The organism is Seonamhaeicola sp. ML3 (assembly GCF_023273855.1).
Lineage (GTDB): Bacteria > Bacteroidota > Bacteroidia > Flavobacteriales > Flavobacteriaceae > Seonamhaeicola.
This window is the reverse complement of the sequence record NZ_CP096884.1, coordinates 1,001,834-1,026,808: the sequence shown is the minus strand read 5'-3', so window position 1 is coordinate 1,026,808 and position 24,975 is coordinate 1,001,834. Positions and strand designations below refer to the sequence as shown.

At 34.6% G+C, this 24,975-nt stretch carries 21 protein-coding genes and 1 tRNA gene; 12 read left to right on the top strand and 10 right to left on the bottom strand.

Going from position 1 to position 24,975, the window contains the following annotated elements; genetic code table 11:
- The first annotated feature begins 199 nt into the window (after positions 1-199).
- Together M0214_RS04670 and odhB are read left to right on the top strand one after the other, a co-directional pair.
- On the top strand, positions 200-2,938 hold the full coding sequence (locus tag M0214_RS04670) for a 2-oxoglutarate dehydrogenase E1 component (RefSeq protein WP_248724307.1): 2,739 nt from the start codon (positions 200-202) through the stop codon (positions 2,936-2,938).
- Between the two features lie 40 nt (positions 2,939-2,978).
- Complete coding sequence (gene odhB / locus M0214_RS04665) at positions 2,979-4,190, top strand: 2-oxoglutarate dehydrogenase complex dihydrolipoyllysine-residue succinyltransferase (RefSeq protein WP_248724306.1); 1,212 nt, start codon at positions 2,979-2,981, stop codon at positions 4,188-4,190.
- A 472-nt stretch (positions 4,191-4,662) separates the two neighbouring features.
- Here odhB and M0214_RS04660 read toward each other — a convergent pair whose 3' ends face one another.
- From M0214_RS04660 to M0214_RS04635, 6 genes are all read right to left on the bottom strand, one after another.
- Positions 4,663-5,295, bottom strand: coding sequence for a response regulator transcription factor (locus M0214_RS04660; protein WP_248724305.1), 633 nt, complete (start codon positions 5,293-5,295; stop codon positions 4,663-4,665).
- A gap of 19 nt (positions 5,296-5,314) precedes the next feature.
- On the bottom strand, positions 5,315-5,758 hold the full coding sequence (locus tag M0214_RS04655) for a retropepsin-like aspartic protease (RefSeq protein WP_248724304.1): 444 nt from the start codon (positions 5,756-5,758) through the stop codon (positions 5,315-5,317).
- A gap of 4 nt (positions 5,759-5,762) precedes the next feature.
- The gene (locus M0214_RS04650) at positions 5,763-8,300 is read right to left on the bottom strand and encodes a CHAT domain-containing protein (protein WP_248724303.1); all 2,538 of its coding nucleotides are present in this window, start codon (positions 8,298-8,300) and stop codon (positions 5,763-5,765) included.
- 88 nt (positions 8,301-8,388) lie between these two features.
- Positions 8,389-10,344, bottom strand: coding sequence for a PKD domain-containing protein (locus M0214_RS04645; protein WP_248724302.1), 1,956 nt, complete (start codon positions 10,342-10,344; stop codon positions 8,389-8,391).
- A gap of 157 nt (positions 10,345-10,501) precedes the next feature.
- On the bottom strand, positions 10,502-11,545 hold the full coding sequence (locus M0214_RS04640) for a hypothetical protein (RefSeq protein ID WP_248724301.1): 1,044 nt from the start codon (positions 11,543-11,545) through the stop codon (positions 10,502-10,504).
- Positions 11,546-11,632: 87 nt separating this feature from the next.
- A complete protein-coding gene (locus tag M0214_RS04635) occupies positions 11,633-12,076 on the bottom strand; it encodes a hypothetical protein (RefSeq protein ID WP_248724300.1) in 444 nt (147 codons plus the stop codon).
- Between the two features lie 138 nt (positions 12,077-12,214).
- Between M0214_RS04635 and M0214_RS04630 the strand changes: the two genes are divergently transcribed.
- From M0214_RS04630 to M0214_RS04585, 10 genes are all read left to right on the top strand, one after another.
- Positions 12,215-12,796, top strand: a complete 582-nt coding sequence (locus M0214_RS04630; RefSeq protein ID WP_248724299.1) for an RNA polymerase sigma factor — start codon at positions 12,215-12,217, stop codon at positions 12,794-12,796.
- A 5-nt stretch (positions 12,797-12,801) separates the two neighbouring features.
- Positions 12,802-13,548 carry a CDC27 family protein gene (locus M0214_RS04625; RefSeq protein ID WP_248724298.1) on the top strand — a complete coding sequence of 249 codons (747 nt, stop codon included), beginning with the start codon at positions 12,802-12,804 and terminating at the stop codon, positions 13,546-13,548.
- An 81-nt stretch (positions 13,549-13,629) separates the two neighbouring features.
- Positions 13,630-14,397, top strand: coding sequence for a TatD family hydrolase (locus tag M0214_RS04620; RefSeq protein WP_248724297.1), 768 nt, complete (start codon positions 13,630-13,632; stop codon positions 14,395-14,397).
- Between the two features lie 3 nt (positions 14,398-14,400).
- Complete coding sequence (locus M0214_RS04615) at positions 14,401-15,429, top strand: asparaginase (protein ID WP_248724296.1); 1,029 nt, start codon at positions 14,401-14,403, stop codon at positions 15,427-15,429.
- Positions 15,430-15,510: 81 nt separating this feature from the next.
- Positions 15,511-15,598, top strand: a tRNA-Ser gene (locus tag M0214_RS04610).
- 74 nt (positions 15,599-15,672) lie between these two features.
- Complete coding sequence (locus tag M0214_RS04605; protein WP_248724295.1) at positions 15,673-16,449, top strand: MotA/TolQ/ExbB proton channel family protein; 777 nt, start codon at positions 15,673-15,675, stop codon at positions 16,447-16,449.
- Positions 16,450-16,469: 20 nt separating this feature from the next.
- Positions 16,470-16,901 carry a hypothetical protein gene (locus M0214_RS04600; RefSeq protein WP_248724294.1) on the top strand — a complete coding sequence of 144 codons (432 nt, stop codon included), beginning with the start codon at positions 16,470-16,472 and terminating at the stop codon, positions 16,899-16,901.
- Positions 16,902-16,906: 5 nt separating this feature from the next.
- Positions 16,907-17,494: a biopolymer transporter ExbD gene (locus tag M0214_RS04595; RefSeq protein ID WP_248724293.1), complete on the top strand. Its 588-nt coding sequence runs from the start codon at positions 16,907-16,909 to the stop codon at positions 17,492-17,494.
- A 22-nt stretch (positions 17,495-17,516) separates the two neighbouring features.
- On the top strand, positions 17,517-17,990 hold the full coding sequence (locus tag M0214_RS04590; RefSeq protein WP_248724292.1) for a biopolymer transporter ExbD: 474 nt from the start codon (positions 17,517-17,519) through the stop codon (positions 17,988-17,990).
- Between the two features lie 94 nt (positions 17,991-18,084).
- Entirely contained in the window at positions 18,085-18,777 is a 693-nt protein-coding gene (locus M0214_RS04585) for a porin family protein (protein WP_248724291.1), read from the top strand.
- Here M0214_RS04585 and M0214_RS04580 read toward each other — a convergent pair.
- The 4 genes from M0214_RS04580 to M0214_RS04565 form a co-directional block, all read right to left on the bottom strand.
- Positions 18,772-19,377: a hypothetical protein gene (locus tag M0214_RS04580; RefSeq protein WP_248724290.1), complete on the bottom strand. Its 606-nt coding sequence runs from the start codon at positions 19,375-19,377 to the stop codon at positions 18,772-18,774. The genes M0214_RS04585 and M0214_RS04580 overlap by 6 nt on opposite strands.
- Complete coding sequence (gene rpoN / locus M0214_RS04575) at positions 19,377-20,831, bottom strand: RNA polymerase factor sigma-54 (RefSeq protein WP_248724289.1); 1,455 nt, start codon at positions 20,829-20,831, stop codon at positions 19,377-19,379. The genes M0214_RS04580 and rpoN overlap by 1 nt, the downstream gene beginning before the upstream one ends.
- A 175-nt stretch (positions 20,832-21,006) precedes the next feature.
- On the bottom strand, positions 21,007-22,440 hold the full coding sequence (gene asnS, locus M0214_RS04570; protein WP_248724288.1) for an asparagine--tRNA ligase: 1,434 nt from the start codon (positions 22,438-22,440) through the stop codon (positions 21,007-21,009).
- 100 nt (positions 22,441-22,540) lie between these two features.
- Positions 22,541-24,943 (bottom strand): RND family transporter, encoded by a 2,403-nt coding sequence (locus M0214_RS04565; RefSeq protein WP_248724287.1) that lies wholly within the window; start codon positions 24,941-24,943, stop codon positions 22,541-22,543.
- Between the last annotated feature and the right edge of the window lie 32 nt (positions 24,944-24,975).

Sequence of the window (24,975 nt, the reverse complement as noted above, 5' to 3'; positions counted from 1 at the left end):
GTTTTCTAAGTATTCGTTTTCAACGATTGAAAAAAATAACAGCAAATATTTAAAAATCATTAAAAATTTAACAATTAAAAGGTAGTATTCATTAAAAGTTATTTGTGTAAGTATAATTCTTAGATGTAGAATATCTAATTTTTATAAAAATTGTATTTTTGAAGAATGTTTTTTCAACAAGAGTTAGGACAAATTAACAATGGATAAATATTCCTTTTTAAACGCAGCACATACAGCATACTTTGCTGATTTGTACGAACAATATTTACAAAACCCAGATAGTGTAGAGCCTAGCTGGAGAGCTTTTTTTCAAGGATACGATTTTGGTAGTGAAAATTATGGTGTCGATGGAGAGATTGTAGAGGGGGTTTCTACCCAAATGCCGGAACACTTGCAAAAAGAGTTTCAGGTTGTAAAACTTATTGATGGTTATAGAATGCGTGGGCATTTGTTTACCAAAACAAACCCTGTAAGAGAAAGAAGATCTTACAAGCCAACTCTAGAATTAGAAAATTTCGGACTTTCCGAAAACGATTTAGATACCGTTTTTAATGCGGGAGAGGTTTTAGGTTTAAAAGCGCTAACTTTAAGAGAGATTCTTAATCATTTAGAACTAATATACTGCGATTCTATTGGTGTGGAGTATATGTATTTGCGTAACCCAGAGGTTATTAAATGGTGGCAGGACAAGCTTAATGTTAACGATAATCACCCATCCTATTCAGCAGAAACAAAAAAATACATCCTATCTAAGCTAAACCAAGCGGTAAATTTCGAGAACTTTTTACAGACTAAATATGTTGGTCAAAAGCGTTTTTCTTTAGAAGGCGGAGAGTCATTAATACCTGCAATTAGTAACGCCCTGTATTATTCTGTAGAAAATTATGGTGTTAAAGAGTGTGTTTTAGGTATGGCACACCGAGGAAGGTTGAGTACTCTAGTAAATATATTTAGGAAACCACTTAATGAACTTTTTAGTGAGTTTGAAGGAAAGGATTTCGAAGATCAGAATATTGATGGTGATGTTAAGTACCATTTGGGGCTAACTCTAGATAAGACTTACCAGAACGGGAAGAATATAAAGATGAATTTAGTGCCTAACCCCTCGCATTTAGAGACTGTTGGTCCTGTTGCCGAGGGTATCACTAGAGCTAAAATAGACGATGACTACGATGGTGATGACTCTAAGATTCTTCCAATTATAGTGCACGGTGACGCTGCAATCGCGGGTCAAGGCATTGCTTACGAAGTGGCACAAATGAGTCAACTGAATGGTTACAAAACAGGAGGAACAATTCATATTGTAGTTAATAACCAAATTGGATTTACAACGAATTACTTAGATGCAAGGTCTAGTACCTACTGTACAGATGTTGCCAAAGTGACCTTATCTCCAGTATTGCATGTAAACGCAGACGATGCCGAAGCCGTGGTGCATGCCATAGAAATGGCATTAGACTACAGAATGCGTTTCAAAAAAGACGTATATATTGACTTATTAGGGTATAGAAAATATGGACATAATGAAGGTGACGAACCTAGGTTTACACAACCTAAGTTATACAAGAATATTTCAAAACACCCGAATCCTTTTAAAATCTATTCAGATAAATTAATTGCTGAAGGCACTATAGATAAGACTTATTCTGATGGTATTGTGAGTGAATTTAGGAATACTCTAGAAAATCAGTACGAAAAGGCGAAAGAGCAAGAGGCTTCTAAAGTAAGGGAGTTTATGCAAGAGCGATGGACCAATTTTACAAGAAGAGGTGTAGATGCTATGCTTGAAACTGTCGATACGACATATTCTGAAGACGGCTTAAAAAACATATCAAAAGTAGTTTCTTCTGTTCCAGAAGGCGTGAAGTTTTTAAGAAAGGCAGAGCGTATCTTGCAAGGGCGTGAAAAAATGGTTTTTGAAACCGATACTTTAGATTGGGGAATGGCAGAAACATTAGCCTATGGTACTTTACTAGAGGAAGGTTTTAATGTTAGAATATCTGGACAAGATGTTGAGCGTGGAACATTTAGCCACCGTCATGCCATTCTAAGAGATGAAATTTCCGAAGAACGTATCAATCTTTTAAATACCAACCCAAACAATAAAGGTGAAATGTATATTTACAATTCATTTTTATCAGAATACGGGGTATTAGGGTTTGACTATGGTTATGCGATGGCCAATCCAAATACATTAACCATATGGGAAGCTCAGTTTGGTGATTTTAGTAATGGTGCCCAAATCATATTCGATCAATACTTATCGGCAGCAGAAGATAAATGGAAAGCACAAAATGGTGTTGTAGTACTATTGCCTCATGGTTATGAGGGGCAAGGTTCTGAACATTCATCAGCCAGAATGGAACGTTATTTACAACTTTGTGCTAACGATAATATGATTGTTGCAGATTGTACTACGCCAGCAAATTTTTTCCACTTATTACGTCGCCAAATGAAGCGCGATTTTAGGAAGCCTTTAATAGTGTTCACCCCTAAAAGTTTGTTGAGACATCCTAAAGCGGTTTCACCTTTAAAAGATTTAGCTGGTGGTGAATTTCAAGAAGTTATACCAGATACTATAAACCCAGATAAGGTTAAGAAAGTTGTATTTTGTACTGGTAAGTTCTATTATGAATTGCTTGCAGAACGGGAAGAGCAAAACAGAGAAGACTTAGCCATAGTTAGAATAGAACAGTTGTTCCCACTTCATTTAGATAAGATTCAAAAGGTTGTTGACAGTTATCCAAATGCTGAGAAATACATATGGGCTCAAGAAGAACCTAAGAATATGGGGGCTTGGGGCTTCATGGCGCAAAGATTGGATATCGTTAAACTTGAAGTATGTGCGAGACCATATAACTCGGTACCGGCACCAGGTTCTAGTGCAAGAGATAAAGCAAGACAACGTAAAGTTATAGAAGACGTTTTCAGTATATAAATAAAAAAAGAAAAAAATTTACAATTAAAATTATTACAGGATGATTTTAGAAATGAAAGTACCATCACCAGGAGAGTCTATTACCGAAGTAGAAATAGCTACATGGTTAGTAGAAGATGGCGATTATGTTGAAAAAGACCAAGCCATTGCTGAGGTAGATAGCGATAAAGCAACGCTTGAGCTTCCTGCAGAAGTTAGTGGTACTATTACATTAAAGGCAGAAGAAGGTGATGCTGTAGAGGTAGGTGCTGTGGTTTGTCTTATAGATACTAGTGCTGAAAAGCCAGAGGGTGACGAAGCGGCCAAGCCTGAAGAAAAAGAAGAACCTGCAAAGGTAGAAGCGGCTCCTGCTCAAGCTAAACAAGAAGCTACTTACGCAACCGGAACAGCAAGTCCAGCTGCAAAAAAGATATTGGCGGAGAAAGGTATTGATGCTGCTGCTGTAAGTGGAACAGGAAAAGATGGCAGAGTTACTAAAGACGATGCTATTAAGGCGGTTCCTTCAATGGGTACTCCAACAGGTGGAAGCCGAGGTACTTCTAGAAGTAAAATGTCTATGCTACGTCGTAAAGTAGCCGAGCGTTTAGTTGAGGCTAAAAATACAACAGCGATGCTAACCACATTCAACGAGGTTGATATGTCGCCTATTTTCGCTTTAAGAAGCGAGTATAAAGAAACGTTTAAATCTAAGCATGGTGTTAGTTTAGGGTTTATGAGTTTCTTTACATTGGCAGTTGTTCGTGCTTTGAAAATGTTCCCAGCTGTAAATTCTATGATAGATGGGAAAGAAATGTTGTCTTACGATTTCTGTGATATAAGCATAGCTGTTTCTGGACCTAAAGGTCTTATGGTGCCGGTAATTAGAAATGCTGAAAACCTTAGTTTTAGAGGTGTTGAATCTGAAGTAAAACGTTTAGCGCTTAGAGCAAGAGACGGACAGATTACAGTTGATGAAATGACAGGTGGTACGTTTACTATTACCAATGGAGGTGTGTTTGGTAGTATGTTATCTACACCAATTATTAATCCACCACAAAGTGGTATTTTAGGAATGCACAATATTGTTGAGCGTCCTGTTGCGGTAGATGGAAAAGTAGAGATACGTCCTATTATGTACGTAGCCTTATCTTATGATCATAGAATTATAGATGGAAAGGAAAGCGTTGGTTTCTTGGTTGCAGTTAAAGAAGCCTTAGAAAATCCAATAGAGATATTAATGAACAACGATGTTAAAAAAGCATTAGAGTTATAAGGGTATTATTATTCAAAAAAAAGGGATGTTCTTACGAGCATCCCTTTTTTTGTTTTAATCCAATTAACTAAAACAAATAATAATATTTATTGAAATAATAATTACTACTAGAATGAAAAGGCTAACCACACAGATTTTCTGTAAAACCACGGTTTTTCTTCTCATTGAGTTTGTCATTCTACACGAAAGTTTAAAAGAGCTCTGCACTAAAAGTGCAGAGCCTGGTTCAATAATTCTATCTCTCAAAAAAGAATTATAAATAGCTTAATAGCGCTTATAAAATTAGGTTTCAAGTTTCAAACAAAAAATAAGCACTTGTACGTAATTTTTAGATTTGATATGGTGACAAAAAAAGTGAGAGCTCCAGATTGTTAAAATACCAGAGCTCTCTTAATTCTCCCTAAGAACTAATTAATAGCATTGTAAAGATAAGTTTTACGACAAGTAAAAAAAATACGCAGTTCTACGTATTTTAGAGGTGTTCTTTGTTTAAATTAGCCCATATGGAAAGCGATGTAGGCTTGTTATCCAGACCTAGTTTAGCTACAATATTACTTCTATGTTTGTCAACAGTTCTAACAGAAATTGAAAGTTCTTCAGCAATGCAATGACTTGTTTTGTTTTCTGCTATTAACTTTACTATTTTGAGTTCCGACCTAGTAAGTTTTTCGAGCTCTTCTAGGTGACTATTTATTGGGCTGGAGTTGAGAGATTGTACAATCTCCTCACTAAAATAAGGTTTGTTATTTATGACTTGTTCTATGCAAGTTTCAATTTCTTCAACAGCAAAATCTTTTAAAATATAACCGTAAACATTAAGACTCTTGGCTTTTTCATAAAGTTCTTCTTCCTTGTCAAAAGTGATAAGAATAATTTTGGTAGGTAAATCATTCTTTATACAATCTTCAGCTATTTCAAGTCCTGTTTTGTAAGGCATTCTAATATCTAGAATGGCAATCTCGGGTTTTAATTTTACGATAAGATTATAGGCTGAATTTCCATCTGTGGCGCTACCAACTATATTAAACCCTTTAGAGTTTAAGAAATCGGTTAAACCTCTAAGCATTAATGGGTGATCGTCTGCAATAACAATCGATGTATTCATGTTTGGAGAGATAGAAAATTTATAATTTTAAATATAAATATTTCTTCTGATAATCTATGATGGCTTTCCCTTTTTTTAGAATGTCTGCACCTATAATACCATCAACAGGTTTAGAATCGTGATTAATCAACGCAGTATTTACATGGGTTAAGTTAAATAGAACCAAAACTACTTTATCATGACGCCATTTGCCTATTTTGACTTTATTTTTCTTAGACATTTTAGTCTCCATGTCTATAGCACCTGCTCCAGCAGCCTTTATGGCAGAATCCTCAGTTGTAAGTTTAAAGGTGTCAACACTTTCAAACCCGACACATGAGCTAGAAGCTCCTGTATCTAATATAAACACACCTTTTTGTCCATTTATTGAAGCCTTAATCTCAAAGTGATTGGTTCTGGTAAGGTGTAATTTTATCTTAGTATAACCCTTATTCAAAAGAAATTCTTGTAAAGTAGTGTTCATAAGGCTATTTAAATTTAGAACGTAAAAATACTATAATAAAAAATACTAACCCGAATATGATTACGTACCACAGATAGGGTCTGGAATCTGGATACGAAAGGTCACCATAATACACAAAAGCCCCCCAATAGTAAGGCGACTTTTTAGAGTTACTGATTGATTCATTTTGAAGATACTCCAGTTTAGAATTTTGGTTGGCTAGAAAAGCCGACTGCGTGTCTCCGAAGTTTTTATAAAACGATTGCATAATCTGTGAAGTCGATAAATCATTTATTTGCCATAACGAGAACAACAAATTCTTGGCTCCCGAATATTGAAAGCCTCTTGAGATGCTCATCGCGCCTTCGGCTTTATAAAGTTTTCCAATACCAGTTTCGCAGGCACTTAAAACCACTAGATTAGGGTTAAGGTCAAGCCCATATAATTCATCTACATAAAGAGTGTTATCATAGAACTCTATATTTGCCGGCTTTCTAGAAGTACCAGAACTGGCATGGGTTGATAGATGGAGTAGACCATAGTTTGGGGCTTTCTTGAGGAAGTTTAGTTTAGTGGCGTTTTCATTAAATAATACATCAGAGGTAGTTTCATCTTGAATGACCGCTGCTTCGTTTAGCGAGAAGGTTAATGCTCTATTCGTGTTTTCGAATACAGGAAAGACACCCAATAAATTAGCATTTGATTTTGGAGTGATTTCAGTTGTGTAAAAACAAGCACTGGAATTATAAACGATGTTTTGCGATTTTACCACAAAGGGCATTTTTGAAAACGATGAGGTTTTGGTCTCCTCGCTTAAAAGCGTTTCAAAAGGAATGAAATTGAGAAAACTGTCGGGGACAATAATGACATTTTTCCATTTTGAAACAGCATCAAGTTTGAGTAGTTTATACAATTGATGTGCCTTTGAGGTGTAGCTAGAAATATCATTATTAATAACAGCCGCATCGTCAAAAAGGTGAATGAATTCTAAAATTGGAGTTTTTGCGTTTTTGGTTTCTGCAACCTCATTCAATTCAATTGTGGAGCTTGAAATTATGAATTGATAAATCATGTTTTTACCATAAAAGTATTCGACTAAAACGGCATTGTCTTCATGTAATTTTTTTTGTAGGTCTGTAATGGAAATAAAACTTTCTAGCTCTCCGTACTTTTTTAAAATGGGAGGTTTTAAGGATTTCAATTTTAAACTAATGTCGCTTAGTTGTTTGCTTAACCTATTTATTTCAGAGGCTCTATTATTTTCAAGTTCTTCAATAACCAATTTACTTGTAATACGCTCTTGCTTTTTTATAAGTTGGTATTCCAGAATTAATAAGCTGTCTGTTGGGTGTTTTTCTAAACGTTGTTTCATCTGAAACGTTTCTTTTAGGGTAAATACTTTGGTGTTTTCAGAATATTCAAAGGCTTTAACTAAAAGTGTTGCATCTTTCGTTTTTTGAAACATATTGAAAAGTAAATCGATACACTTTTCGCTTCTTATCCGGTTATTGCTTTCGTTTAAGGTCTTTGTCTTTTGTGTAGTCCAATTGCTTTTTAGTAAATCGGAAACATAAAAACTCAAATCATAGCTTTTTAAAATCTCCTCTGGATTGGTTTCAATTTCAGCATACAAATCGAAAATATCAATGAACTTGTTTTCCTCGTAAAGTAGAGCTTTATCGGGTAGGCGATTTAGCTTGAAATCAGGAAGTAGTGTGCGAAGCGCTAGTTGCAATAATTCCTTTGCTTTTACTGAATTGTTGTTTACAAAATAAACCTGGGCTTCTTCAATATATACTTGAGCTATTTGCCGTCTAGACAACTCTTTGTTAGTGAATATTTTCTTTTTGTATTCTTGAAATTCAGTTAAGGCTTTTTCGTAGTTGCCTGTTGTAAGATGTAATTTGTATGTTTGTTCGGTATCAAGAGCATTTACTTCTTCTTCAAAACTTGCCAGTTCATTTGATTTAATAAGACTGTTGTTCTTTATGTAAAGCAATTGCTCCCTTTCCGGATTAGAAATATTAGGAATTTTTAAGGCCTTATCGACTATGATTATTACCAAATCATGTTCACCAATAGTATAGTATAATTTTGAAAGATTAATAGCGCCACTAATTTGATGCTGGAAGTTTTTATGTTGTTCGGCTAGAAACACGTACTGATTGATAGTGTTCAAGGCATTAGTAAAGTCGCCAGTTTTAGTATATAAATTCCCCAATGGAATCATACAACTTTCAATAATATCAAAGTCAGATAATTTTGAAAGGTCGTTATCATTAAACCGTTTCACAGCATCTTCATAAGTAGCAATGGCTTCCTTTAATCTGGAATAGGTGTCTAAATAATAGCCTTTATGACTTTGTAAAAAGACCAAAGCCAATTGTTCGTCTTTAGTTTTGACTTGGGTTTTAAATTCTAATTCTTGTTGTGTTAAAGTTTGAAGCGATGACTCATTGGGATTAGCCATAAAGGTTTCGGCCGCCACATAAATCGATTCTTCAAGGTCTTGTGAAAAGCAAAAGCCATGGATAAGGATAAAAAAGAATAGTAGTTTTTTCATTAATGTTTTTACAGATATACAAGGTTTACTAATCCTTGCAGGGTATTTAGTTTGAGTGAACTGCCAAAAGTGGCTTAGCCACTAGGCACTAGAATTTCCAGATAGCAAAGAACTGCCAATAATTAAAATTATCTTCAAAGTTCATGATATAACGTGCACCAACACTTGGGCCAATTCTAGAAAAACCAGCGGTGGCTTCAACTAGGAATCCTGTTCTGAGGTTGGTGAACGAGTCTGAATTGCTAGAACTATCTTCAATAATATTAATAACTGGTGCACCGGGTTGAACGCCTTCAAATTGTTCTATTAAAACGTTTTGGTTTTGGTTTTCACTTATTGAAATCGTGTTCTGTAAACCGACTCCAAGACCTATGAAATTATTCACGTTGTATTTTAGTAATATGGGGATATCCCAATCTATATTTTCAAAACTTGAATTGGTGGTAGTTAGCTGCCGGAACCTAAAGCCCGAAGCATCATCTACAATTTCATCTACGACATTCGTGCTCGAATCATAGTTGTGAAAATTGTTCATCAGTTCCACCTGCCAATACCAACGATATGATTTATAAGGCGACAAGGTTGCCCCAATAAAATAACTTTCGGAATTATTTAAATCGCTAAACGAGTTATATCCCGTTTTTATCCCGACTGAGATGCCTGGTAAAAACCTTGTAGTAGAATAGTTAGTTAAAATAGGCTCGTTTTTATCAAAAATAATGGTTGTTCTACTTTTGGTTTTCTTCTTATGAAAGTCTTTGGCAAATTTTATCTTGTACTTTACAAAACCTTTTGTAGAATCGTATTCCTTAACGTTCTTCTGTTCACTCCCTGGTAAGTAAATATTTTTAAAAGTGAATATGGCTTGATTCTCTGTAAAAGTAGTGTCGAGACAACTATATAAAACTTCCCGTTTGGGACAAATATCACATTTTGGATACATGTCCATGACTTCTAAAGTCGATTTATCTAACATCTCAGGAATATCAGTTTCCAAACGTATGGTTCTGGCAGGACCTTCACCATTATTTTGAAACTTGATTTTATATTTTAAGGTTTTAAACCGAACAAATCTGTAGTTCATAAACGTTCCGTTAGAAGACATTTTATTGGGGTCGTGAGAGGTCACAATCTCCATTTCCATATCTTTTACTTTATGGTTGTCATAATTAGCATCAGGAACATAAATACCCCGAACCGAAATGATAGCGCTGGTGTCTTTCACCATCTCAGGAGTAGTTTTTAAACTGAAAAATATATTGCGTTCCTCATTAGGTTGCATATTGTCAAATTCCAGTAAGCTCCAGTTTTTGTAAATACCTTTTGATTCCTGAATGGTTAAAGGTAAATTCATTTTTTCGGTGGAATCTTGAAGTGTTAGGGTACTTTCAATTAAATCATCATTTAAAGATGCTATATAAGTTCTGTCGTCATCAATATTATGGGTGTAGGCAAAACCACTATTAGAAATATCTTTTTCGTTGTGATGTGTTCTGGTTTCAATTAACTCGAAATTGTCGTTCTTATATTTAAGTTCGTTGTAGAACAAATACAACTTTCCGTTGGTGATATAGTCTTTGGTGTTTTTGTAACTTAAAATGGTAACCATTTCTTGGTCAGGAACAGGCTCTCTATTTCGTTTTAAGGTGAAATCGTCATCCATAGAAGCTATATCTTCATAATCTTCGGTAACATTATTAATAGCTACTTTTTTAGGTCTTGTTGTTGGTGGTTTTCCGTTGGCATAATTGTTTGTGGCCCAAAGTTTTACTTCGTATTCGCCTTTCTTTTTATAAGTGTGCTTTGGGTTCTTTTCTTTACTGTAATTGCCGTCACCAAACTCCCAATGATAGGTGTAAAATGCCTTTGGAGCTCCTGCAATTTGATTTAATGTTGGGATTTCAGGAGTGAACTCCACAGCATTGCCTTGGGTGTTGTGATTTATGGTAGCCGTTCTGTTTATGGTATCGTTTTCAATAGTTTGTTGGGAAAAACCGAAAACAGTCAGTAAAAGAAACATTGAAAAAATTAAACTCTTGGGCATGTTAGATAATGTTTAGGTGTTTAAATATACAAAGACTTATTATTAAGTGGTAAAGGTCAATTGAAGTGAAAAAGCCAGAAACTTACATTTCTGGCTTTAAACAAATAGGTTAAGCATTTACGGCAAACCATTAAGTAGGTTTAAAAAAAAGCTATGTTTATGGTAAATCGTTAATTAAATTCATCAATTGAGATTCTGTAACTACATTGGTGTCATCTTCAGAAATCACAATAGTTTCGTTTTCATCAATGGTTACTCCCTTTATAGCGTATTTCCAGTTACCGTTTTCTTCGGTTACAAAGATGACGTGACATTCTAACCCTATTGGAATTTGCCCATAATGTTCAGAGAATAATCCTGTTTCGGTACTATAGGTATCTAAATTTGCTAACCCAGTGTCTTCACCGTCATATGATAAATAAAGTGCGCAGTTAGTATTGTCATAACCATCTGGCGCATCAACAAGAATGGTTGTTTTTGGTCTTGGATCGTTGTAGAATCTATCTACGTTACTCCACCCAAAATCATGAACAAAAGTATAGTATTGGTTGCCTTCAACAAATAGTCCACCCTCGCCTTGTGGTCCTCCGGCACCATCTTCACGATTTGCTTCTTCCCAAGCTAAGTTTCCGTCTTCATCAATAATTCCATTCCATAAAGTCATATCATTGTCGGTACCTCCAGTTAAAGCGGAAGGAATTGACATTTGAATACTACAATTGGTATCTAAAGCTTGGCCGTTTTGAGTGGCTTCAATAAAGAACTCACCACCAGAAATCAACATGGCTTTATCTCCGTTAGGCAACATTCCCATAGTTGGTTTGTTAGTTAATAACATGTTTCCTTTATCAAATAATTCTACAAAGTCCAAATCTATTTGACCAGATACAGCATTTCCGTTAAGCGTTAAACATCCAGCGTTGATACCAATGTTTACGCCATTTTCTGAAGTTAAGTTTACCCAACCATCTTCGGCATTAAATTGAAATGATTGTGTTAAGTCTTCAAGAACTTCATCTTGAATAGCTTTGAATTCTTCAGGAGTAGCAACTTCAATTGGAAAATCATCTCCGTCATCGTTGTTTGAACAGCTTGCAAGTAATAAAGCCGTAATAAAAAATGTTCCAAATAAATAGGTAAAGGTTCTTAATTGAGCGATTACGTTTTTTGTGTTGATTTTAAAAGTGTTATAAGTTTTCATAATATTAATTTTTAATTGTTATTCGAGTTTATATAAACGGGGCAACGAATTTGTTACCCCGTTTTTTGATTTTTTTCTTTTTTTTAATTATTGTTGAGGTTGACTAATGATTATTTTGTTCACAATAGCATCACCAGAGGCTACTAATTCAATCATTTTTTTAGCATGGGCTTCGGTTGAAGAATATCCTTTGGCGTTACCTGTAGCTGTCTCAACTTCCCAGAAGTAATTTCTTTTTTCAGCGTTGTTAAGTTGAGATTTCAAAACAAAATAACTTTTAATTTCTTTTGCTTTTACGATTTCACCAGAACTAGATAATGCCATCATTCTTTTTGCTTGCTCAAGTGATAATGATGTTCCTGAGTAGGTACTTTTGTTAGTTTCAACTTTCCACTCAAAAATTTGAGCAATGTTATCTTTTGTAATTTCTACAACTTCGTTTGAAGTGTTAAGGGTCTTGTTTTCATTTGTAGCGTTTGTATTTAATATTGATAACACTACGGCTCCGATAATTAAAATTGATTTTCTCATGATTTCTAAATTTTTATGGATTAGTAAATTTTGTTTCGTCTTATTTTTTGACTGTTACACCCTTATATCAAAACCATATAAAATTTGTTACCCTTTTTTTTCAAACTTTTTTTACATTAGTAGCAAATACAAGGGTTAATGGGCGAAAAAAAAATTCACGAAGACCAGAAATACATTGATGGATTACTACAGAATAACTCGTTTGTTATCCAATCTATTTATGACAAGTTTGTGCCCAAAGTGGTGAATTATATTAAGCAGAATAGTGGAAGCGCAGATGAAGCCCAAGATGTTATTCAAGACACCTTAATAACTATTTATAATCAAGCAAGCCAAAAGAAATTGCAATTAACCTGTCCGTTTGATGCCTACTTCTTTTTGTTGTGTAAACGAAAATGGCTGAATGAATTAAAAAAATCTTCTAACAAAGAGGTAACAATTAATGAGGAAGTATTATCTAAAGATGACGGGGCTCAAGAACTAGCTTTTGAAACCTCAGTTTTTGGTGAAAAGCGAGCATTGTTTTCAGAAATGTTCAATAATCTGGGAAAGGCTTGTAAAGATTTGTTAACGGCAACTTTTAAAATTAAATCTATGGAAGAAGTTGCTAAGAGCTTGGGGGTAACATACGCTTATGCCCGAAAAAAGAAATCTTTATGCATTGGGAAACTAACGGAACTGGTTCAAGGGTCGCCTGAATTTAACCAACTTAAAAGTTAATTGTCATGGAGGATAAAAATTACATACTATTTGAATCTTACTTAACTGGTGAGATATCACCAGAGGAAGTAACAGCTTTTGAGTTACGATTAGAAACCGAACCAGAATTTAATCAAGCATTCAATACCTATAAGGAACTATCATCGTTTTTAGGAAATAAGTTTGAAAATGAAGAAGATTCAGTAGCTTTCGAGGCTAATCTTAAAAATATTTCAGAAAAACACTTTAATAAAGATGAAGCTGTTTCCGAAAGTAAATCTAAACCTAAAGTTTTCAAATTATTCAAATATGCCATTGCAGCAAGTATTGTCTTGTTATTTGGGATTTTTACATTTCAACAATTTTCAACACCAGCCTATAGTGATTTTGCAGACCATGATACTATTAGTTTAATGATGAGAGGAGAGCAAAATTCAAAATTGAAAGATGCAGAAAATGCCTTTAATTCGAAAGAATTTGAAAACGCTTTGGCATTGTTTAATGAAATTTACAAAGATGATACTTCAAATTCTGAAATACAGTATTATATCGCTATTACACTTATTGAAACTAATCAATATAATAAAGCAGAGGAACTGTTAGAAATATTAAGAAAGAGTAATTCAGCATACAAACACAAAGCCACTTGGTATTTGGCATTAAGTAAATTGAAACAAAAAGAATATGATGCCTGTTTGGAGATTTTAAGAGCCATTCCAGAAGATGCTGATGATTATGAAGTGGCGCAGAGGTTAATTAAGAAATTAGATTGATACATTCAATTCAAGACCTGACAGGTTTCAAAAACCTGACAGGTCCTTTTATTATACTACCTTCTTCCTTATTTTCGCAGCATGACAATTACTGATACGCATACACATTTATACAGCGAAGCTTTTGATGGAGATAGGTATGAGATGATTCAACGTGCCATCGAGCAGAATATATCACGATTTTTTATTCCCGCTATCGATTCAACTTATACAGAATCTATGTTGCAATTGGAACAAGATTTTCCTGATAATGTGTTTTTAATGATGGGATTGCACCCAACACATGTCAAGGAGAATTTCAAAGAAGAGTTACTACACGTAGAAGAGATGTTGTCCAAAAGGCAGTTTTATGCCGTAGGCGAAATTGGGATAGATCTGTATTGGGATAAAACAACACTTGGTATTCAACAGGAAGCATTTAAATATCAAATAGAACTGGCTAAAAAACATAAATTACCAATTGTGATTCATTGTAGGGAAGCCTTTGATGAGATTTTTGAAGTTTTAGAAGAGGTTAAACATGATGGGCTGTTTGGAATATTTCATTGCTTTACAGGAACTTTGGAACAAGCGCATCAAGCTCTGTCCTATAATATGAAATTGGGTATTGGTGGTGTGGCTACTTTTAAAAATGGGAAGATTGACAAGTTTTTAAATGAAATAGATTTAAAGCATATTGTATTGGAAACAGATTCGCCTTATTTAGCACCTGTGCCTTATAGAGGAAAACGAAATGAGAGTATATATATATTAAAGGTGTTGGATAAGCTTTCCGAAATTTATAACTTACCAATTGAAGAAATTGCAGCCATTACAACGCAAAACTCAAAAGAGGTATTTGGGGTTTAATTTATGAGTGAATCAAAACCTAATATATTACTTATCTATACCGGTGGAACCATTGGTATGATAAGGGATTTTAAAACCGGTGCTTTAAAGGCATTCGATTTTAAAACGCTTTTGGACAAAATTCCCGAGTTACAATTGTTAGACTGTAATATTGAAACGGTTTCCAACAAACCAATTGATTCGAGTAATATGAACCCCGAATATTGGGTGGAAATTGCCGAATTGATTGAGACTAATTATGATAAGTTTGATGGTTTCGTGGTACTTCATGGAAGTGATACGATGAGTTATACAGCTTCTGCTTTAAGCTTCATGTTAGATAATTTAGCAAAACCTGTTGTTTTTACTGGTTCGCAATTACCAATAGGAGATTTAAGAACCGATGCCAAGGAAAATCTCATTACCTCAATTCAAGTTGCTTCTTTACAAAAAGATGGAATTCCTGTAATTCAGGAGGTTTGCTTGTATTTCGAATACAAACTCTATCGTGGTAACCGAACAACAAAGATGAATGCGGAGCATTTTGAAGCGTTTGCTTCTCCCAATTATAATGAACTTGCTGTGTCTGGGGTGCATTTAAAAGTGAATAAAAAGTATTTGTTCAATCCACACGTTAATAAACCATTTAAGGTTCATAAAAACCTTAATAGCAATATTGCCCTTATTAAATTATTTCCGGGTATAACCAAAGGTGTTATTCAGAGTGTTTTTGATACGCCAAATTTAAGAGCAGTTATCTTAGAAACTTACGGAGCGGGAAATTGTACAACAGAATCTTGGTTTATCAATTTATTAGAAGACAGGATAACAAATGGGGTCCACATTGTGAACATCACGCAGTGCTCTAAAGGTAGTGTTATTATGGGGCATTACGAAACGAGTAATAGCCTTAAGGAAATTGGAGTAATTTCGGGCAAAGATATTACTACAGAAGCTGCCGTTACTAAGTTAATGCACCTATTGGGGTGTAATATATCGAGTGAAATTTTTAAAACAACTTATGAAAAGCCTTTAAGAGGAGAAATGACCTAAAATTAACCCTTTAAAATTTTAAGATTTAAAGAATTTTTTGTTATTTCATCCCCCGTAATTAATACGATTGAAATAAACTATAGAGAGGTGGCCGAGTGGTCGAAGGCGCACGCCTGGAAAGTGTGTATACCTCAAAAGGGTATCGAGGGTTCGAATCCCTTCCTCTCTGCTGTTGTTTTTAAGAGATTAGTTACTTATTTTTTTTATCTTTAACACTTTAACTAATAAAATTAAGATCGAGACATGAAAAGATTATTTTCTATCCTTGCCATAACTGGAATGATGGTATTTGGAACAGCTAACGCAAGTACAATTGCAACTACAACTACAGCGACAACAGTTGCTGCTACAATTCAGGAAGAAGGAGCTGCTGCAGCTGATGCTGACAGTGAAAGCTTTCATCAAGAATTAAAGAAAAGATTTATTGAAGGAGGTCCTGGATTTATGGGGATTGTATTGTTATGTTTAATTCTAGGTTTAGCAATTGCCATAGAGAGAATTATCTTTTTAAATCTTTCTACTACAAACACAAAGAAATTAACGCAAAGCGTTGAGGATGCTCTAGCTTCTGGAGGTGTAGAGGCAGCAAAAGAAGTTTGTAGAAATACTAAAGGGCCTATCGCTTCTATTTTCTATCAAGGACTTGATAGAGCAGACGAAGACATCGAAGCTGCTGAAAAAGCTGTTGTAGCTTACGGTGGTGTTCAAATGGGGCAATTAGAGAAAAATGTATCTTGGATTTCATTATTTATCGCATTGGCACCAATGTTAGGGTTCATGGGAACGGTAATTGGTATGATTCAAGCATTTGATAAGATTGAAGCAGCAGGAGACATGCAGCCTTCGTTAGTTGCAGGTGGTATTAAAGTAGCACTTTTAACAACGGTATTCGGTCTTATTGTAGCTATTATTCTTCAGATTTTTTACAATTATATTATTGCAAAAATCGATAGTATCGTTAACGACATGGAAGATGCTTCTATCACGTTAATGGATTTATTGGTTAAGAATAAAAAGTAATATAAATAAATAGAAAGAATATGGGTTTACATAAAATTTTAAAAATAGTAGCCTTCGCACTAGCTATTCTTGGCGCAATTTTTGTGTTCATGATATGGTTTGGTGATGAAGATACAGCAAGTAGCATGGGGGGTAATCTGTTATACGTTTCCTATGTAATACTCGCCTTAATATTAGGGTTCGTTATTATTTTCGTTCTAAAGGGCTTGTTTGCTGGAAATATCAAGAAGACCTTAATGTCTGTTGGAGCGTTTTTAGCCATCATATTGGTGTCTTATGGAATATCTTCAGGAACAGATTTAGATTTACAACCTTTTGTTGAAAAAGGACAAGATGTAACAGAGGCAACATCAAAGAATGTTGGAGCAGGGCTTTATGCTTTTTACGTGTTAGCAATATTAGCTATAGCTTCAATGGCATACTCTGGAGTTAAAAAAATATTTAATAAATAATAATTATGGCAAAAAGAGCAGCACCAGAAGTAAATGCGGGCTCCATGGCCGACATTGCCTTCTTATTATTGATATTTTTCCTTGTAACAACTACTATTGAGGTAGATTCTGGAATTAACAGAAAGTTACCGCCAATGGAAGAGTCTGAAGAGGATGTAATCATCAAGCAAAAAAATATCTTTACGGTTTTACTTAATGGTAAAGATCAATTGCTTGTTGAAGACGAAATAATGGAATTGAAAGATTTGAGAGCAGCTGCTGTTGAATTTTTGGACAATGGAGGAGATGGTTCATGTAACTATTGTAGCGGAAAAAAAGACCCCGCTTCATCTGACAATCCTGATAAGGCCATCATTTCTTTAAAAAATGAAAGAGAAACGTCTTATAAGATGTATATAGCAGTTCAGAATGAATTGGTAGCAGCTTATAATGACTTAAGAAACAAAAGAGCACAAGCTCTTTATGGGAAGTCTTTCACAGAAATGCAGGCAAATCATAAAGACGTTAACTGGCCAGGAAATAAAGAAAGGTTAAAAGAGAAGATAGACCAAATTAAGTTGGAATATCCTCAAAAGCTTTCAGAGGTACAATAATTTTAATTTAACATTCAATAATATGTCTAAATTTAAAAAGAAAAAAAGCGGTGCATTACCAGCTATATCTACAGCATCTTTGCCAGATATCGTTTTCATGTTATTATTCTTTTTTATGGTGGCTACGGTTATGCGTGAGAACACCTTAAAGATTGAAAATAACTTACCTTTTGCAGATCAGTTGGAAAAGCTTGATAAGAAAGATTTGGTAATGTATATTTATGCAGGTAAGCCAAGTGAAAATTACAAGCAATTTGGTACTGAAACTAGAATTCAGTTGAACGACGATTTTGCAGATGTAAAAGATATTGCGGCGTTTATTGCAGCAGAGAGAGCTTCTAAAAGAGAAGAATTGATTCCATTTCTTACTACAGCTTTAAAAGTTGATAGCGAGGCCAATATGGGAACAATCGGAGATATTAAGCAAGAGTTACGTAAGGTTAATGCGCTTAAAATTAATTACACTACCAAGAAAGGTAGTCCGTTAGGAAGATAATCTTAATCTTAGTTATATATAAAGGCGTTTTGAAACTTCAGAACGCCTTTTGTTTTTTAGAGTCAACCCTTCTACTAATCAATAGTTATCTTAAGTGAAACAGATACTCCTAATTTTGTGGTTTTTATTTCTGCCCTGTGTTGTCTGTGCTCAGGATAATACTAATGTTAAAGCCTTAGACTCCCTATATAAGGAAGATCAGTTTTATTTAGGTGTTACTTATAATTTATTTGGAGAAAAACCTACTGAAGTTTCTCAGAGCGGATTTTCTTTGGGATTTCAACTAGGCTTTATCAAAGACATGCCAATAAATAAAGGAAGAAATTTAGCATTGGCTTTAGGACTAGGGTATTCTACAAATTCGTTTAACCAGAATATTCTAATCGATAGAGTTTCTACTGGTACATTAAGCTTTAGTGTATTGGATGCTAATAGCTTTTCAAAAAACAAATTTTCGTCGCACTATGCCGAAGTCCCTTTTGAGTTTAGATGGCGAACTTCCACTGCTGCAGATTATAATTTTTGGCGTATATATGCGGGAATGAAATTGGGGTATTTAATTGCAAATACAGCCAAGTATCAAGGAGTTTTAGGAAATCGGAAACTGAGTGATTTAGAAGATTTTAATAAATTTCAATACGGTCTAACACTTTCTGCGGGATATGCTACTTGGAACTTGTATTTCTACTATGGGTTAAGTCCAATATTTACAGAAGATGCTACATTGAATAATGAAAGTTTAGATATAAGAACTTTAAAAATCGGACTTATATTTTACTTTTTATAACCAATAAGAGAGTAATATTAATTGAGGAAGCGCGCCTATTAAGGTTCCTATGATTAATTCTTTAAATGTATGTGCGTTTACATGTAATCGTGAGGTTGCTACAGCACCAAGAATTAAAGCCATTAAGGCCAAAGTACCATTTATATTAATACTGAAGTGAATACTAAGGGCTATGAAGAACATAAAGACGCCAGAAACAGCAATCATATGAATACTGACTTTGAATTTTAACAATGCGAAAAGTAGACAGGCCATGTTTGAAATTAAAATGCCAACAAAGAAATAGTATAATTCTATTATTTGAGCAGGAGTTACAATTCGTTTAATAACAATCAGTATCACAACACAATTAAGCGCCAAAGGTACAATACGCTCTTTAGTGGTCTTCAGGTATATGGATTTTACACGCCTTAGCGTCTTTAATAGATAATAGAGTAATATTGGCAGCGCTATAGTTAAAATGCTAATAGATAGTATTTTTGCCCAAATTATCTCATTTGGAATAAATCTAGGTGATTTGGAAAAGTAAAATACCACTCCAAGAAGAGGCATTAGCAAGGGGTGAAATATAAATGATATACCTCTTAAAATATAATCCATTATATTTTTTTACGTAATCTGGCAACAGGGATATCCAGTTGCTCCCTATATTTAGCTACTGTTCGTCTAGCAATAGGATAGCCTTTCTCTTTAAGAATACCTGCAAGTGTTTCATCAGTTAGAGGTTTCTTTTTATCTTCCTCTTCTATTACGGTTTCCAGTATTTTTTTAATTTCTCGAGTAGACACATCTTCACCTTGATCGTTTTTCATAGACTCAGAGAAGAAGTCCTTAATAAGTTTAGTGCCATAAGGCGTGTCTACATACTTACTATTAGCAACTCTAGAGACCGTAGATACATCCATGGAAATCTCATCGGCAATATCTTTTAAAATCATAGGTTTCAAATTGCGCTCATCACCACTCAAAAAATACTCTTTTTGATAGTGCATAATAGCGCTCATAGTAACAAAAAGGGTTTGCTGCCGTTGTTTAATAGCTTCAATAAACCACTTGGCGGCATCTAATTTTTGTTTAATGAATATTACGGCGTCTTTCTGGGATTTAGATTTGTCTTTAGAATCTTTGTAGCCCTTAAGCATATTATTGTATTCTCTGGAAACGTGAAGTTCTGGTGCATTTCTTCCATTCAGGGTAAGTTCCAATTCTCCGTCTACGATTTTAATAGCGAAATCGGGAATAATATGTTCAACTATTCTATTGTTTCCTGAATACGACCCCCCAGGTTTTGGGTTAAGGTGTTCTATTTCTGAAATAGCATCTTTTAATTGAATTTCAGAGATATCGAATTTCTGAATCAATTTTTTGTAATGCTTTTTTATAAACTGTTCAAAAGCTTTATCAATGATGTTTATGGCCAAATCAGTATCTGGTGTTTTTTCTTTTCTATGTAACTGAATACTCAAGCACTCTTGTAAATTTCTTGCGCCAACACCGGCCGGGTCTAGTTGGTGAACTACTTTTAATACATTTTCAATATCACTTTCTGTAGTATAAACATTTTGAGTAAAAGCCAAATCATCCATAATATCAGATAAGGTTCTTCTTATATAGCCACTTTCATCAACACTTCCAACTAAAAATTCGGCGATATCTCTTTCTTCTTCTGTTAACCTGTAAGTATTTAATTGATTTACAAGATGCTGGGTGAAAGATACTCCTGCCGCATAAGGGATGGTTTTTTCTTCATCATCACTGCTATAATTATTAGCTTGTGTTCTATAATCAGGAATTTCATCGTCGCTTAAATACTCATCTACATTAATATCATCGGCGTTAATGGTATCACTATCGTTGTAATCTTCGCTATTGTCGAATTCAGAATCAAATTCATCCTTATTTTCTTTTCCGCCTTCTAATGCTGGATTTTCTTCTAATTCTTGTTTTAGCCTTTGCTCAAAGGCTTGAGTGGGCAACTGGATCAATTTCATTAATTGAATCTGTTGCGGAGATAACTTTTGAGACAGTTTAAACTGTAAATGTTGTTTGAGCATGATTTGGTTGCTTGTTGTTAATCAAAGATAAAAAAAGCAATGAGCTTGCCAAAGTCGTACCAAACTAAAGAAATTTCATTTTTTTAATCGTACGTGACTCGCAAAGACGTGAATTTATAATGCGCTGATGAATATACTTTTCTATTGTTTGGCGATACCGTTTGCTCAGGCTAGCCTAGAATTCGGCATTTTGAGGTGTTCTTGGATAAGGAATGACATCACGAATATTATTCATTCCAGTTACGAACATAACCAAACGTTCAAAGCCTAAACCAAATCCAGAATGCACAGCTGTTCCATATTTTCTTAAGTCTAAGTACCACCAAAGTTCTTCTTCTGGGATATTTATAGCTGCCATTTTTTCTTTAAGAATATCTAATCTTTCTTCGCGTTGGGCACCACCTACTATTTCACCTATGCCTGGGAATAGGATATCCATAGCTCTAACCGTTTTGCCATCGTCATTCAGGCGCATATAAAAAGCTTTAATATCCGCAGGATAGTCGAATAAGATTACAGGACATTTAAAGTGTTTCTCTACCAAAAAGCGCTCGTGTTCGCTCTGTAAATCAGATCCCCAATCATCAATAAGGTACTTGAATTTCTTTTTCTTATTAGGCTTAGAGTTTCTAAGGATATCTACCGCTTCTGTATAGCTTACACGCTTAAAATGATTATCTGTTACAAACTTGAGCTTTTCAAGTAGTGTCATATCGTTGCGTTCCGCTTGCGGTTTTCTTTTGTCCTCATCTTGTAGGCGCTTATCCAAAAAGTCTAAGTCCTCTTTGTTATTTTCTAAAACATATTTAATAACATATTTCAGAAAATCTTCAGCCAAATCCATGTTGCCAGCCAAATCCATAAAAGCAACCTCGGGTTCAATCATCCAGAATTCTGCTAAGTGACGAGACGTATTGGAATTTTCGGCTCTAAAAGTGGGGCCGAAGGTATAAACTTTACCTAAAGACATGGCGTATGTTTCGGCTTCTAGCTGCCCAGAAACCGTTAAGTTAGTTTCCTTTCCGAAAAAGTCTTTGGAATAATCAACTTTGTTGCCTCCATTTTTTGGTAAATTATTTACATCTAAACTTGTTACTTTAAACATTTCACCGGCTCCTTCTGCATCACTACCAGTAATAATAGGAGCATGCATGTAGTAGAATCCGTTTTCATTAAAGTAGCGGTGTATGGCATAAGATAATGCAGATCTAAGGCGCATAACAGCACTAAAAGTATTTGTTCTGGTTCTTAAGTGAGCGTTTTCCCTTAAAAATTCGAAGGAGTGTTTTTTAGGTTGTATTGGATAGGTCTCAGGGTCTGAATCTCCTAAAATCTCGAGAGTTTTAACCTGAATTTCTAGGCTTTGACCTTTACCTTGGCTTTCTACTAAATTACCTGTAACATGTATTGCGGCTCCTGTAGTGATGCGTTTCAGGACATCTTCATCTAGGCTTTCAAAGTCCACAACACATTGAATGTTTTTTAGAGTTGAGCCATCGTTTAAGGCAATAAACCTATTGGCTCTAAAAGTTCTAACCCAGCCTCTTATTTCAACTTCTGTTAAGGAAATATCTTTAGATAATAATTCTAAAACGGTAAATTGTTGCATTAATATCTGGATTTATTACGTAAATATAAAAAAAGCCTTTCGGCTTACAAGTTTAAAACAACTAAAAAATAAAATTCTATAACTAAAAATTAAAAAAATATTAGTTTTTGAAATTCTCTTCCTTGTCATCTTCTTCTGGGATAATATTTATTGGAGGTTTTCTTAAAACTTCCTTATTTGCAATGTTGCGTTCTAGTGATAATAATAGAGAGGGAAGTAATAATAAATTCGATAACATGGCGAACAAGAGTGTTGCTGAAACTAAGGCTCCAAGAGCCACAGTGCCTCCAAAACTAGAAATCGTAAAAACAGAGAATCCAAAGAAAAGCACAATGGAGGTATAGAACATACTCACACCAGTTTCTTTTAACGCACCGTAAACAGAAACTTTAATCTTCCAATTATTAGCTTGTAATTCCTGTCTGTATTTTGCTAGAAAATGAATTGTATCGTCTACCGAAATACCAAAAGCTATACTAAACACTAAAATGGTAGAGGGTTTGATGGGAACTCCTAAATACCCCATTAAGCCTGCAGTAACCAGTAAGGGTAGTAAGTTTGGAATTAGGGAGATGATAATCATTCTTCCAGACCTAAACATATAGGCCATAAATAAGGAGATGAGAAGAATTGCCAAGGATAATGAAATGGCTAAGTTTTTCACTAGGTATTTGGTGCCTTTCTGAAATACTAGTGCTTTTCCGGTCATAGTTACATCGTAACGTTTTTTTGGGAAAACCTTATCAATTTTATTTTGAAGATCTTCTTCTATACGCTCCATTTTATCTGTGCCTACATCTTTCATGAACGTTGTTATTCTAGCATATTGGCCAGTGCTATCTACAAAATTATTGAGTAGGTCCACGTTCGATGACGAGTTTTTGGCATACGATAAAATGAAATTATTTTCCTGGGATGTTGGTAACTGATAATATTTAGGGTTGCCGTTATAATAGGCTTGCTTAGAATATTTAACTAAGCTAACTACCGAAATGGGTTTAGATAATTCAGGAATTTCAATTATTAAATCTTCCAAATCGTCCATACGTTTTAGTGTAGACAGCTTCATTACCCCCTTTTTGCGTTTGGTGTCAACCATAAACTCTAAGGGCATAATACCATTAAACTCTTCTTCAAAAAAGCGAATATCTTTAAAAAACTCAGCTTCTTTGGGCATGTCCTCAACTAAACTTCCAGAGATTCTAATTTGATAAATACCAATCATACTAACTACAAGAAGTAATACAGAGATACTATATATTGCAATACGGCGCTGTTTTACCATCCATTCCATCCAATTTACGAAACCACCTATCCAACGTTTATTTAGGTGTTCTAAATGTCGGTCTTTTGGGAATGGCAAGAAGGTGTAGATTATAGGTATAATTAATAAGCATAAAATAAAAATGGCCAAAATGCTTAGAGAGGCCACAACACCAAATTCTTTAAGAAGTTTGCTCTCGGTAAGAATAAAAGTGGCAAAACCAGAAGCGGTAGTAACATTGGTCATTAATGTTGCATTACCAATTTTGGTAATAACACGCTGTAAAGACTTAACCTTATTACCATGAAGTTTCACTTCATGTTGGTATTTGTTTATTAAAAATATACAGTTTGGAATACCTATTACAATGATTAGTGGCGGTATTAAGGCTGTTAAAACTGTAATTTCATAATTGAATAGACCAATAATCCCGAGTGTCCACATCACGCCGATACAAACAACGATTAACGAGATAAATGTCGCTCTAAAAGACCTAAAAAAGAAAAAGAAAATTATCGAAGTAACTAGTAAAGCAGCAATGACAAACCAGTTAATTTCATTGATAATTACTTGTGAGTTAAGTGTTCTGATGTAAGGCATTCCAGAAACACGCACATCTAAATCGTACTCTTTTTCGAAAGCCTCTATTTTATCAGCTAAGACATCAATAACAAAATCCTTTCTGGCCGAGGTATTTACAATCTCCTTGTTCATGTAAATCGCCGTTCTTACGGTTTTGGTGTCTTTATTAAACAGGAAATTGTCGTAAAAAGGGTATTTATGAAAGAGTTCGTTTTGAAGTTTGTCAATTTGCTCTAGAGAAGTTATGGAGTCTTTTATAAACGGCTCTAAATTGAATTTTTCATTCTCTGTATCTTTAACTAGCTTTTGAAGGTCCTTAATGGAGATGACGGTTTCAACGGCATCATATTCCAAAAAGCTATGAGAAAGTTTATTCCAAGCGTTCAGTTTATCAATTGTGAATAGGCTGCTATCTTTTACGCCTAGTACAATGAGATTCCCCTCTTCTCCAAAGGTATCTAAGAAATTATTATAGGAAATATTTACTTCATGGTCATCAGGTAAGAGGTTAGCCTCGGTATAGGTGAACCTCATGTTATCCCACTGCAGGCTAAAAAAATAAGTAGCAACAATTATAGCTAATAAAATACCAATTTTATTACGTAAAATCAGTCTTGCTATAACATCCCAAAAGCCTTTGCTGAATAGTTTAAACATCCCTTTTTATGAAAGCTGCGCAAAGGTAGAAA

Bases quoted from the DNA above. Each gene is read 5' to 3' on its own strand.
- M0214_RS04630 (WP_248724299.1), top strand. From the start codon at position 12,215: ATGGGCGAAAAAAAAATTCACGAAGACCAGAAATACATTGATGGATTA.
- M0214_RS04580 (WP_248724290.1), bottom strand. From the start codon at position 19,377: ATGGATTATATTTTAAGAGGTATATCATTTATATTTCACCCCTTGCTA.
- asnS (WP_248724288.1), bottom strand. From the start codon at position 22,440: ATGCAACAATTTACCGTTTTAGAATTATTATCTAAAGATATTTCCTTA.
- M0214_RS04605 (WP_248724295.1), top strand. From the start codon at position 15,673: ATGAAAAGATTATTTTCTATCCTTGCCATAACTGGAATGATGGTATTT.
- odhB (WP_248724306.1), top strand. From the start codon at position 2,979: ATGATTTTAGAAATGAAAGTACCATCACCAGGAGAGTCTATTACCGAA.
- M0214_RS04660 (WP_248724305.1), bottom strand. From the start codon at position 5,295: ATGAATACATCGATTGTTATTGCAGACGATCACCCATTAATGCTTAGA.
- M0214_RS04655 (WP_248724304.1), bottom strand. From the start codon at position 5,758: ATGAACACTACTTTACAAGAATTTCTTTTGAATAAGGGTTATACTAAG.
- M0214_RS04595 (WP_248724293.1), top strand. From the start codon at position 16,907: ATGGCAAAAAGAGCAGCACCAGAAGTAAATGCGGGCTCCATGGCCGAC.
- M0214_RS04615 (WP_248724296.1), top strand. From the start codon at position 14,401: ATGAGTGAATCAAAACCTAATATATTACTTATCTATACCGGTGGAACC.
- M0214_RS04590 (WP_248724292.1), top strand. From the start codon at position 17,517: ATGTCTAAATTTAAAAAGAAAAAAAGCGGTGCATTACCAGCTATATCT.
- M0214_RS04670 (WP_248724307.1), top strand. From the start codon at position 200: ATGGATAAATATTCCTTTTTAAACGCAGCACATACAGCATACTTTGCT.
- M0214_RS04645 (WP_248724302.1), bottom strand. From the start codon at position 10,344: ATGCCCAAGAGTTTAATTTTTTCAATGTTTCTTTTACTGACTGTTTTC.
- M0214_RS04650 (WP_248724303.1), bottom strand. From the start codon at position 8,300: ATGAAAAAACTACTATTCTTTTTTATCCTTATCCATGGCTTTTGCTTT.
- M0214_RS04600 (WP_248724294.1), top strand. From the start codon at position 16,470: ATGGGTTTACATAAAATTTTAAAAATAGTAGCCTTCGCACTAGCTATT.
- M0214_RS04635 (WP_248724300.1), bottom strand. From the start codon at position 12,076: ATGAGAAAATCAATTTTAATTATCGGAGCCGTAGTGTTATCAATATTA.
- M0214_RS04620 (WP_248724297.1), top strand. From the start codon at position 13,630: ATGACAATTACTGATACGCATACACATTTATACAGCGAAGCTTTTGAT.
- M0214_RS04640 (WP_248724301.1), bottom strand. From the start codon at position 11,545: ATGAAAACTTATAACACTTTTAAAATCAACACAAAAAACGTAATCGCT.
- M0214_RS04625 (WP_248724298.1), top strand. From the start codon at position 12,802: ATGGAGGATAAAAATTACATACTATTTGAATCTTACTTAACTGGTGAG.
- rpoN (WP_248724289.1), bottom strand. From the start codon at position 20,831: ATGCTCAAACAACATTTACAGTTTAAACTGTCTCAAAAGTTATCTCCG.
- M0214_RS04565 (WP_248724287.1), bottom strand. From the start codon at position 24,943: ATGTTTAAACTATTCAGCAAAGGCTTTTGGGATGTTATAGCAAGACTG.